Source organism: Jannaschia sp. L-14R (assembly GCF_056857695.1).
In genome coordinates, this window is record NZ_JBSXNP010000007.1 from 134,747 (window position 1) to 146,641 (window position 11,895).

Annotated in this window: 12 protein-coding genes; all 12 read left to right on the forward strand. The window is 58.9% G+C overall.

What is annotated here, in order from left to right:
* Window positions 1–1,464 (forward strand): TadA family conjugal transfer-associated ATPase, encoded by a 1,464-nt coding sequence (locus AC13C2_RS02325; protein WP_482885812.1) that lies wholly within the window; start codon window positions 1–3, stop codon window positions 1,462–1,464.
* 1 nt (window position 1,465) lies between these two features.
* Window positions 1,466–2,434: a type II secretion system F family protein gene (locus tag AC13C2_RS02330; protein ID WP_092760755.1), complete on the forward strand. Its 969-nt coding sequence runs from the start codon at window positions 1,466–1,468 to the stop codon at window positions 2,432–2,434.
* 9 nt (window positions 2,435–2,443) lie between these two features.
* Window positions 2,444–3,421 (forward strand): type II secretion system F family protein, encoded by a 978-nt coding sequence (locus AC13C2_RS02335; RefSeq protein WP_092760753.1) that lies wholly within the window; start codon window positions 2,444–2,446, stop codon window positions 3,419–3,421.
* 110 nt (window positions 3,422–3,531) lie between these two features.
* On the forward strand, window positions 3,532–3,993 hold the full coding sequence (locus tag AC13C2_RS02340; RefSeq protein ID WP_139204672.1) for a tetratricopeptide repeat protein: 462 nt from the start codon (window positions 3,532–3,534) through the stop codon (window positions 3,991–3,993).
* Between the two features lie 34 nt (window positions 3,994–4,027).
* Window positions 4,028–4,873: a tetratricopeptide repeat protein gene (locus tag AC13C2_RS02345; protein WP_092760749.1), complete on the forward strand. Its 846-nt coding sequence runs from the start codon at window positions 4,028–4,030 to the stop codon at window positions 4,871–4,873.
* A gap of 54 nt (window positions 4,874–4,927) precedes the next feature.
* Entirely contained in the window at window positions 4,928–5,392 is a 465-nt protein-coding gene (locus tag AC13C2_RS02350; RefSeq protein ID WP_482885813.1) for a prepilin peptidase, read from the forward strand.
* Window positions 5,393–5,457: 65 nt separating this feature from the next.
* Entirely contained in the window at window positions 5,458–6,777 is a 1,320-nt protein-coding gene (locus AC13C2_RS02355) for an ATP-binding protein (protein ID WP_482885815.1), read from the forward strand.
* A 117-nt stretch (window positions 6,778–6,894) separates the two neighbouring features.
* Window positions 6,895–7,413, forward strand: a complete 519-nt coding sequence (locus tag AC13C2_RS02360) for a hypothetical protein (RefSeq protein ID WP_482885816.1) — start codon at window positions 6,895–6,897, stop codon at window positions 7,411–7,413.
* 106 nt (window positions 7,414–7,519) lie between these two features.
* Entirely contained in the window at window positions 7,520–8,008 is a 489-nt protein-coding gene (locus tag AC13C2_RS02365; protein ID WP_482885818.1) for a hypothetical protein, read from the forward strand.
* Window positions 8,009–8,177: 169 nt separating this feature from the next.
* On the forward strand, window positions 8,178–10,583 hold the full coding sequence (locus AC13C2_RS02370; RefSeq protein ID WP_482885819.1) for a ligase-associated DNA damage response DEXH box helicase: 2,406 nt from the start codon (window positions 8,178–8,180) through the stop codon (window positions 10,581–10,583).
* A 42-nt stretch (window positions 10,584–10,625) separates the two neighbouring features.
* Window positions 10,626–11,291: a ligase-associated DNA damage response endonuclease PdeM gene (pdeM, locus tag AC13C2_RS02375; protein WP_482885821.1), complete on the forward strand. Its 666-nt coding sequence runs from the start codon at window positions 10,626–10,628 to the stop codon at window positions 11,289–11,291.
* Window positions 11,292–11,299: 8 nt separating this feature from the next.
* Entirely contained in the window at window positions 11,300–11,806 is a 507-nt protein-coding gene (locus AC13C2_RS02380) for a lipocalin family protein (RefSeq protein WP_482885823.1), read from the forward strand.
* Window positions 11,807–11,895: the final 89 nt, after the last annotated feature.

Genomic DNA, 11,895 nt, shown 5'->3' on the forward strand with positions numbered 1-11,895 from the left:
ATGTTCTCACGTTACAAGAAACCGCAGATCGAAGGGGCCAAGCCCATTGGAGGCCCTGCCGACGGCCCCAAAGCCGCTCCCTCGGGCGCCATTTCTGTTTCTGAGGCCAGGCCGACCGCTGCGCCGAAGGCAGCACCGGCCCCGAAGCCGAAGGCCGCCGCACCCGCGCCCGCCGACAGGGATATGAAACGCCGCGAACGTATCGAGGAGTTGAAGACCGAAATGCACCACAGGTTGCTCGACAACCTGAACCTTGGTGCGATCGAAAAGGCCGATCCGACCGCTCTGCGCGGCGAGATCGTCTCGATCACCAATGAAGAGCTCAACGAGTTGGGTATCGTACTGGGCCGTGAAGACCGCGATATCCTGAACTCGGAATTGTTCGACGAAGTCATGGGTCTCGGCCCGCTCGAGCCGCTGCTCAAGGACGAAACTGTCAACGATATTCTGGTCAATGGTCCGCACAGCATCTTCATCGAACGCGACGGAAAGCTGCAGAAATCCGAAATTCGTTTCAAAGATGAAAAGCACCTGATGCGGATCATCGACAAGATCGTGTCCGCCGTGGGCCGTCGTGTCGACGAATCCAATCCTTATGTCGACGCCCGCCTCAAGGACGGGTCGCGTTTCAACGCGATGGTCCCGCCGGTCGCTGTCGACGGATCGCTGGTCTCGATCCGTAAGTTCAAGAAGGAAAAGCTGGCGATTGACGATCTGGTCAAGTTCGGAGCCTTCACCGAGGAAATGGCCACCTATCTACAGGCTGCGGTCGCTTGCCGCCTGAACGTGATCGTGTCGGGCGGAACCGGTTCGGGCAAGACGACAACGCTGAACGCGCTGTCGTCCTTCATCGGAAACGCCGAGCGTGTTCTGACGATCGAGGATACGGCCGAACTTCAGTTGCAGCAGGATCACGTCGGCCGGATGGAAAGCCGACCGCCCAACGTCGAAGGCAAAGGGGCCGTCACCCAGCGTGACTGTCTCCGCAATGCGCTGCGGATGCGTCCCGACCGTATCATCGTGGGTGAGACGCGGGGCGAGGAGGTCATCGACATGCTACAGGCGATGAACACCGGCCACGACGGTTCGATGACGACGATCCACGCCAATAACGCGCGCGACGGTATTTCGCGTCTTGAAAATATGGTCGCGATGGCCGGTATCGAAATGCCGCTGAAAGCCGTGCGTGCCCAGATTTCATCGGCCGTGAACCTGATCGTGCAGGCCTCACGCCTGCAGGACGGTTCGCGCCGCATGGTCTCGATCACCGAGGTGACCGGCATGGAAGGTGAGGTCATCACCCTTCAGGAAGTGTTCCGTTACGAGCGTCTTGGTCTGGAGCAGGATGGCAAGATCATCGGTCGCTTCACAGCCACCGGCATCCGCAGCCATTATTCGGATCGCTTCAAGGCCTGGGGCTATGACCTGCCCACATCCATCTATGAACCGGCAGGGAGCCGCTGATATGGAACTGTCTATTGAGCCACTGATTTATCTGGCTATTTTCGGTGCCGTCTTCCTGTCTATCGGCGGCATCTACATGCTGATCTTCGGCAAGTCGATCAAGCTGAACAATCGCGTCAATCGCCGCCTGGCCCTGTTGGAGCAGGGTCAGACCCGCGACGAGGTGATGGCCCAGCTTCGCAAGGAAATGTCGCAGCATGATGGGGCGAAATCCATTCCGCTGTATTCTCTGCTGGCCGAAAAGGCGCAGAAGGCGAACCTCGCCTTCACGCCGGGCATGCTGATCGGCGTCATGGTTCTGATGGTATTCATGTCCTTCTTTCTGATGACCTTCCTGACAGGCGCGGCACTCGCGATCCGTATCCCGCTGTCGCTTTTCATTGGTATCGGCGGCGTATATTTCTGGGTTAACGGCAAGGCCAAGAAACGTCTCGCCCTGATGGAAGAGCAACTGCCCGATGCGATCGAACTGATCGTCCGGTCGTTGCGTGTCGGTCATCCGCTGAACTCCGCCATCGGGATCGTCGCCAAGGAAGTCGCCGACCCGTTGGGCTCTGAAATGGGCTTCATCGCGGACGAAGCCGCATATGGACGCGATGTGCCCGACGCTTTGCGCGCGCTGGCGGAACGGGTCGAGTTGCAGGACCTACGCTTCCTCGCCGTGGCCGTCGCCATTCAGCAGAAATCGGGCGGCAACCTGGCGGAAATCCTCGAAGGTCTGTCGAAAGTGGTCCGCGCGCGGTTCAAGCTATTCCGCAAGGTCAAGGCAATCACCGCCGAGGCGCGTTGGTCCGGCGTCTTCCTGTCGGCGTTCCCGGTTCTGGCCGCCGTCGGCATCAATGTCATGAAGCCCGACTATTATTCCGAGGTCTCCGGAACCCCCTATTTCATCCCGGCCGCAGCCGTGGTGATCGTGTTCCTTATCGTGAACGTGATCTTCATGCGCATGATGGTCAATATCAAGGTCTGAGGCACACCGATGTTCGAAACAATCAACACGATGCTGACCGATGCTCTGGGCGCGGACGCCTGGATATATGTCGCGGGCGCAGCCGGGCTGGTCCTTGTACTGATGATGCTGCCCCTGATCCTGACCCGCAAGAAGGAGCCGATGGACCGCATCGCCCGCGAGCGGAAGGGGATCATCCTGGAGGATGACAGCGATAATCGTCTGTCGCGTCACGGCACGCGCAACGAACACCTGGCAAAATACGCACAATACCTCGATCCGCAGGACGAGGAAGAGATGTCGAAGACCCGAACGATGCTGATCCGGGCGGGCTACCCGCACAAGGACGCCGTCCGTACGTTGACTGCCGCCCAGATGCTTCTGGGTCTGGGGTTGCTGGTTCTTGGGGCGATCTATTCGCTGGTTCTGGCCGCAGATATGTCGATGGTCAACAAAATGGCCTATACGATGATTCCCGGCGTGGTCGGGTACTATGCGCCGAAATACTGGGTGAACAAGCGCGTCGCCAAACGTCAGGGCGAAATCCAGGACGGGTTTCCCGACGCGCTCGACCTTCTGTTGGTCTGCGTTGAAGCCGGTCAGTCGCTGGACCAGTCGATTATCCGCATGGCCACCGAGATCGAACCTTCGTATCCAGCACTTGCCGGTGAGTTCCTTATGGTCGCCCAGGAAATGAAAGCCGGCAAGGACAAGCCCGATGTTCTGCGCGCAATGGCCGATCGCTGTGATATCAACGATATCACCAGCTTCGTCACAGTGCTGATCCAGTCCGCGAGCTTCGGCACCTCGATCGCCGATGCCCTGCGCGTCTATGCGGGCGAGATGCGGGACAAACGTGTGATGCGGGCCGAAGAAAAAGCCAACGTCCTGCCGACCAAGCTGACCGTTGGCACGATGATGTTCTGCGTCCCTCCCCTTCTGATCATCCTTATCGGCCCTTCGCTGTTCGGCATTGCCGAGGCGTTGAGCGGTACTAAGGCATTCTGATGCGCCGCAGCTGGCTCCTTTTCCTGACCGTCGCGGCCCTGTCCGCCTGCCAGGCCGGTGTCACCGAACGCGGGGCGGTCGCAGATGATCCGTTGACAGCGCCAGGTTTCATGCGCGGCCCGGGGGGCGTCGATCCTCTGATCGTCGGGGACCGACTGTTGGCGGCGGGGGAACCTGAACTCGCCTTGAATAGCTACATTCGGGCGGCAGGCCAACGCGCGGGCCCGACAACCGAGATAAAAATTGCCATGGCACAAGCCAATATAGGATTGGGCCGGTTGAATCAGGCTGAACGTCTTCTGCGAGAAGCGGTCGCCGAAGAACCCCGGAACGCGCCTGCGATGAATAATCTCGGTGTCGTCCTGATGGAGTTGGGACAGACGGGTGAGGCACACCGCGTCTTCCGAACTGCGTTCGCGTTGCAACCATCACCGGAGATTCTGGAGAATCTGCGTGTCTCAGGTGCAAAAATCGAAAACAGCGGCTACACTCAACCGCAAGATAACGCCTTCACGCTGACGCGGGGGGATGATGGCATTTACGGCCTGAATTCGCCCGAGCAGTTTCCATAAGAAAAAGAAGGCATCGAGCAGCAAAGGACGCAAAATGCGCCACCCTGTCTTTTTCGCTCTCCTCCTCGGGAGCGCCGCGATCCTGTCGGCCTGTGGCCAGACGGGGCAAGGCGATGTCACCCGTGCCGTCAACAATGCCGCCGCCGCCGAAGCCGACAGCATTCGCCAGATCATGCTTACGGTCGCCGACCCCGGCGAGGCGGTCACATATTTCCAACGTCAGGTGGATGCCGAACCAGATGAGATTGAGCATCAACGCGGCCTCGCCCGTTCGCTGGTGCGCGGCGGTCGGCAATCAGAAGCGGTGCTGGCCTGGCGCAAGGTCGTCGACCACGATGACAGCAATAACGATGATATGGTCAGCCTGGCCGACGCGCTGATCCGGACGTCCGACTGGGCCGCAGCCAAAATCGTGCTCGACACCATACCCCCGACGCATGAGACTTTTGACCGCTACAAGCTGGAAGCCGTCGTCGCCGACAGCAATCAGCAATGGACAAAGGCCGACAGTTTCTATGAGACCGCCGTAGGTCTGACGACGACGCCGGCGGGTGTGCTGAACAACTGGGGTTATTCCAAGTTGACCCGCGGTGATGGTGAGGCGGCGGAACGGCTGTTCACCGAAGCCATCACTTATGACCCCAAGCTTTTCACGGCAAAGAACAATCTCGTTCTCGCGCGGGCCACCCGCCGGGTTTACGCCCTGCCGATCGTTCCGATGACGCAGGAAGAACGGGCGCAACTTTTACATACCGGTGCCCTTGCCGCGATCAAGCGGGGTGACACAGACATCGGGCGCAGCATGCTTGAAGACGCCATCGATACACACCCCCGCTATTTCGAACCGGCGGTGCGTGCACTGGAAGCATTAAACAGCTAGGTCATGGAAAATATAACAAGTACCATTTTGTCCGCGACGCCCTTGCAGGGCCTTGTGTTCGGCCTTCTTTCCCTGCCGATTTGCCTCTGGGTCGCCTATACCGACCTGACTCAGATGAAGATCCGCAACGAGGCGGTGCTTGCCCTGTTCGTGACATTCGTCGTGTCGGGCATCTTCCTGATGCCGTTCACCGAATACTTGTGGCGCTACCTGCATCTGGCCGTCATCCTGGCAGTCGGATTTGGTCTCAGCACGATCCGGGCACTGGGCGCGGGCGATGCAAAATTTGCTGCTGCCATGGCACCTTTCGTGGCGGCTGGTGACATCGCCGAAGTCATGATCCTGTTTGCCGGTCTGCTTGTCGTGACCTGGGTCGCGCACCGCTTGATCCGTATGATCCCCGCCGTTCGCTCCGCGACACCCGGCTGGAAAAGCTGGTCCGAACCCAAGGATTTTCCGATGGGCATCACGCTTGCAGCAACGCAACTGACCTATTTGGGACTGGCCGCGACGCAATGACAATCGCCCTTCAGAATTTCTAAAGCCCTGCGTGTCAAACCGGGCCAGAGGCAGAGGACAGATAGATGAATATTCGCCCCGACCCCATAGAATTAGGTGTTCCTGCCCCAGTCCAGCCTCGCACGCTGGTCGATACCGGCCTGACGAACACGATGCTGCGTGACATTCTGTTGAAAACGGTGTTCCGCAAATCGCTTGAAACCACCCGCGAAATTGCAAGCGCCCTCTGTCTGACATCCGGCCTGACGCAACAGTTGGTCGATAAGGCCCGCGATGCGGGGTTGATGCAGGCGACCGGCACAATGCATGCCGGGTCGTCGGGCGAAATGGGATTCCAGCTCACTGATCAGGGCAAGGCCCGCGCGATGGATGCTCTCAGCCAATCGGAATATTACGGCCCGATGCCGGTGCCACTTGAAACCTACAAGATGCAGGTCAAGGCGCAATCGATCAAGAACATCCGCATGACCCGTGACCTTCTGACCAAGTCGATGGGTCATCTGATCCTGCCGGAAGGATTGTTGGATCAGCTTGGCCCCGCCGTGGGATCGGGTCGATCTGTTCTGCTTTACGGTCCGCCGGGCAACGGCAAATCGTCGATCGCCGAAGGCATCCGCGCCGCAATGGGCGATCATATCTGGATCCCGCATGCCATCGAATATGCAGGTCAGGTTATTACCCTGTACGACCCTATCGTGCATACCCCCATCGTGGTCGATGTCGATGTGAGCGAGCTTCGCAAGGTCAATAACCGCGTCGACGGCAGATATATCCTGTGCCAGCGCCCGACCGTGATGACGGGGGGTGAGTTGTCCCTGGACATGCTGGATCTGAACTATAATCCCGTTGCGCGCACCTATCAGGCCAGCTTGCAGTTGAAATCCTCAGGTGGCGTTTTCATCGTGGACGACCTAGGCCGCCAGGCCGAACCGCCGCAGAAAATCGTCAACCGCTGGATCGTTCCGATGGAAATGGGATACGATATTCTCGCATTGCAGTCTGGCGAAAAGTTCGAGGTGCCCTTCGATACGCTTGTCGTATTTTCGACAAATTTCCACCCAAACAAGATTTTCGACATGGCTGCCCTACGTCGTATTTTCTTCAAGGTTCTGATCGACGGGCCAACTCAGGCGGAGTTTCTCAAGATCTTCGCCCTGGTAGCAAAGAAGAAGAAATTTGAGCTGGATGAAGCCGCACTCGTGCATCTTCTCAAACAAAAATACCCGGAAATTGACAATGTTTACGCCAACTTCCACGGCATTTTCCTGATCGACCAGATGATCGCGGCCTGCGACTTCGAAGGTCTTCCCTATCGCATGACGCCGGAACTGGTCGACCGCGCCTGGGCAAACCTGTTCGTAGAGGAAGGCGACATTGCACACTAATGGTTAATAATTGGTTAACAATACCCTTTTTATTGATTGCATTTGTGCAGGAGCGGTTCCGCAAAGGTTGAGTCAAATTGACAGAATCATGCCAGCATCATCACCTAGGATCGAATTATGGAAACGGTGCGTTTCGCCCCGGATATGATAACTCGAAATGATGAGGTGCCTAGGATGTCGTTAGAAACAGCAAAAAAAACTGGACTCAGTTTGGTGCGCAAGCACAGTCATGCAACGATTGCCGTCTTCACGATGGCCGCTATCCTCATCACCGCAGGGGCCAATGCCGTGACATTGATCGCGCCGCAATCCCGTAAAGCACCGGCTCCCACGACCAATATCGCAGTGACGGCATTTTCCCAAAATGCGATGGTCGAGACGATCAACAAGGCTTGCGAGGTTGTCGGATGCGACATTGATAATCTGCATCCTCTCATCCTGGCTTACGCCGATACTATGGACCGGGATCAACTCGACTCCGGGCGGTGGGCGCAGATGCGTACGATCGTCGAAAATCTTGCCGTGATCGACAAGTCACCCGACGGGTCGGAAAGCAAGGTTTCAGCACAGCTGGAATTGACGGCAGCCGCACGCATCGCACGTCTGTATACTGCGAAACTGCATTATCTCCGGTAGGTTTTCCGAACATCCAAGACCGCTCGCCTGACACAGGCGAGCGTCCTCCATCTGGCGCTTGCCCGATTTTCGCCAGATTTTCCCAGTACAATTGTTTCGAATAAGCGTGAAAACCGCGGCGACCGAAGGGCATGACGTCATGGGCAATACGACAGAACTCAAACGCATTCTGCGACTGACTGCAATTGTCCTGCCTGTCGCTGTGATCGGTGGAGTTCTTGCGACAGCCACGGTGGTCTTGGGCGATCTGCGTGCGAACGTGGCGGCCTATGCCGACCTTACGCCAGCTGATATACAGGACATCCAGTTTGTCGCGCAGACTGATACTTCGCTGGCCGTTGCCTTGTATGATGCCTGCGCGGCATCCGGATGCAACGCGGACCTGGTACATCCCATGATCACAGCGTCGGCCGTCAACATGACCAAATCGGAACTTGAAGCCGCGCTCGAAGCTCAAGCCCGTATCCTGATCGAAAGCCAGGTTACCCGCGACATCGCACCGTCAGGGTCCGAAGCGGCTCGGATGGCTGATCTTGAAATCGCCGCCACGACGCGAATTGCCGATCTGTATCGGGCAGAACTCCGCAGTCGCTGATCCGAACAAGTCCCGTAAACACAAGTAAAACTCCGCGCCCTGAAGCGCTCCTCATACTCGCCGGGTCCATTGCAACCCCCAAGGCTGTTCCGCGACCGGCGGGTTAACAAGGGCGGGCCGTACCGGTCCGCCCTTTTCCTTCGCCTTGCCTGCGCTAGACTGCAGGGGCATGTCCCTGCCACTCCCCCTCGTCAGGTTTTTCGCCAGCCGCAACTGGTCGCTGCATCCTCATCAGGTTGAGATGCTGGCCCGCGCGGACGCGCCGTCGCTTTTGCTGATCGCGCCCACCGGAGGCGGCAAGACACTGGCCGGTTTCCTGCCAACATTGATCGAACTGGCAGATGGTACTCATGAAGGGCTGCACACGCTTTATGTCAGTCCGCTCAAAGCCCTGGCGAATGACATCAAACGCAATCTACGCACCCCTATCGAGGAAGCCGGGTTTCCGATCCGGGTAGAGGACCGGACCGGCGACACCCCCCAGACCCAGCGCAAACGTCAGCGTGCCGACCCGCCACATATCCTGCTGACCACGCCGGAAAGTCTGGCACTGATGATCAGCTACCCTGACGCCGGTCGCACATTCAAAGGCCTCAAGCGCATCATCGTCGACGAAATTCACGCTTTGGCCGACAGCAAGCGTGGCGATCAGTTGATGCTGTGCCTGTCGCGCCTGCAAACCCTTGACCCCGGCCTGCGCCGGATCGGGCTTTCTGCCACAGTCGACGATCCCGCTGTCATTGCACATTATCTGGCACGCCACCCCGACCCATGCCCCATTTTGCATGCCGACCCCGGCCCGCCGCCCGACATCGCCATCCTGCCTACGACAGATGCACCGCCCTGGGCCGGTGCGGGCGGTCGATATGCCATTCCTGACGTGCTGGCCGAAGTTCGAAAGCACAACACGACGCTGATTTTCCACAACACCCGCGCTCAGGCCGAGATCTTCTTTCACAACCTCTGGCTTGCCAACGATGATGACCTGCCCATCGGCATTCACCATGGCGCGCTATCGAAAGAAGCCCGTATTCGGGTTGAACAGGCAATGGTCGAAGGGACGCTGAAAGCCATAGTGGCGACCGGCAGTCTCGACCTGGGGATTGATTGGGGCGACGTCGATCTGGTGATCCAGATCGGGGCACCGAAAAAGGTGAAGAACCTTGTTCAGCGTATCGGACGCGCCAATCATCGCTACAATTCTCCTTCCAAAGCTCGACTTGTCCCGGCAAATCGCTTCGAGGTCGTCGAATGCATCGCCGCGCTGGATGCGGTCCGCGACAGAACATTGGACGGCGATTTGCGACTGGACGGGCCGCTCGACGTGTTGAGTCAGCATATTGCCTGCGTGGCCTGTGCCGGCGATTTCTCCGAAGACGCACTTTATACAGAAGTTCGCAGTGTCGGCCCCTATTCCACCCTGACCCGCGCCACGTTTGACGATTGTGTGAATTTCGTGGCCACGGGCGGATATGCCCTGCGTGCCTATGACCGCTACCAAAGGCTCAAGGAACGCGAACCCGGTGTCTGGGGTCTTCGCGATCCGCGTGCGGCGCGACAGATACGAATGAACCTCGGTACGATCATCGATACGGACACGCTCAAGGTGCGCTATCGCGGGCGTGGCGGCGCACCATTGGGTGAAATCGAAGAAGGCTTTGCCGCCACCCTGTCCAAAAACGATACTTTCCTGATGGGCGGTCAGGTCGTCCGCTTCGAGGGCCTGCGTGAATTGATCGTGGAGGTCAGCCCGAACCCCAATCGGGAACCCCGCATCGCCACCTTCATGGGGTATAAATGGTCGACGTCGGTGCATCTGGCCGACCGTATCCAGCGCATCCTTCACTCCGGAGATTTCAGTGCCTTTCCGGACCACACTCGCGAATGGCTTGATCTTCAGATCGCTAGGTCGCAAATGCCGCAGCCCGGTCGCCTGTTGGTCGAGACATTTCCCCGCGACGGCCGCCACCACATCTGCCTTTATGGGTTTTGCGGGCGCAATGCGAACCAGACGCTGGCCCTTCTGGTCACCAAGGGTATGGAAGAAGCGGGACTGGAGCCGCTAGGCTTCGTTGCAACCGATTATGCCGTGTTGATCTGGGGCCTGAAACCTGTGCCCGACGTCGCGCCATTTCTGCACAATGACGGGGTTCACGCCGCGCTGGAATCCTGGCTGAAAGGCAATGCTGTCATGAAACGGGCATTTCGGAATGCGGCGATCATCGCTGGATTGATCGACCGAAATTTTCCGGGCAAGCGGTCCAGCGGGCGACAGGCGACATTCAGCAGCGACATTCTGTATGATACGCTGCACCGCTATGACCCGGACCACCTGATGCTGCGGATCACCGAGGAGGAGGCGATGCGCGGCCATATCGACTTCGCACGGGTGGAGTTGCTTCTGGAAACCGTCGGCGACAGGATCGACCAGATTGCTCTGGACCGCGTGTCGCCGCTGGCCGCGCCGCTGTTTCTGGAAATGGGCAAGGTTCCGATCAAGGGCCGCGCTGAAAGCCGGTTGCTTCAGGAAGAAGCCGCGCGTTTGATGTCCGATGCAGGGCTGTCGCTCGACTGACGCGGCTTGCATTGGATCGCCGCGCATGATTCACCGGAACGCATGCAGAACGGGCACATCTTCACCTTTGCCGGTCAGGCGATGATCGCACGCCCTTCGGGTGCGCTGTACTGGCCTGCGGAGGAGTTGCTGGTCGTCAGTGACCTGCACCTCGGGAAATCCGAGCGCATTTCGCGGCGCAGCGGAGCCCTGTTGCCGCCCTACGAAGTACAGGACACGCTGACCCGGCTGGAGGCCGATATCGCGGCGACCCTGCCCCGCGCCGTCATCTGCCTGGGCGACAGTTTCGATGATATGGTCGCCGTAACCGCACTCGACCCCGACCATGCGAACTGGATCGCAGGTCTGACGGCGGGCCGTGACTGGACATGGGTGACCGGCAATCACGACCCGGCACCGACGGGGCTGGGCGGGCATGCGGCGGATGTCGTGACCTGCGGGCCGGTGACGTTTCGGCACATCGCGATTGATGGCACGTCCCCCGAAATCTCGGGGCATTATCATCCAAAGGCCAGCTTGCGGGTTCGGGGGCACGCGGTATCTCGACCTTGTTTCCTGCGCGACGACATGCGCCTTATCCTGCCTGCCTACGGCACCTATACCGGCGGGATGCGAACCTCTGACCGGGCGTTGGGGCAACTCATGGCCGCCAATGCGCGCGCCATATTGGCCGGGCTGCCGATGGTCGAAATTCCGATGCCACGCTAGGGTTGGCCATGCGCGCGATATTCCTCTTGCTGCTGCTCGCCGGGTGCGAGGCCACATTGTCCCCAGCCGGTGAACGCAATTTTCGTGACCCAAACGCCCTCATTGCATCGAAAGCCGATTTCGATCTCGCCCGGTTTCAGGGAGATTGGTACGAGGTCGCGCGCTTCCCGGATGGGCGCGCCTGTGCCAACGCTCGTGTCCGTTATGACCAGCGAAGCCCGACGTCCGCGGCGATTACCGAAACCTGCGACGGCGGCGATCCTGCGACCGGCCAGGCAGATACTACCGGCCTTGGGCGACTGTCCGTCAAGATGCAGGGACAGACGTCGCAACACTGGATACTTTGGACTGACACCGGCTATCGCACGGCCATTATCGTGCGGCCCGACGGCACCGGGGGGCGCATCCTGAACCGTAGCCCCGGCCTGCCGTTGGACCGTTTGCGCGCGGCGCTGGAGGTTCTGGACTTCAACGGCTTCGATCGCAGTGCGCTGATGTTTGTCCGCCCCTCGTAAGCCGGTCAGTCAGAACAGTTTTGCAAGAAAAACGAATCATATTCCAATCAATGTTTGACGGGCGATTCGCAGATGCGCTATGACTGTGC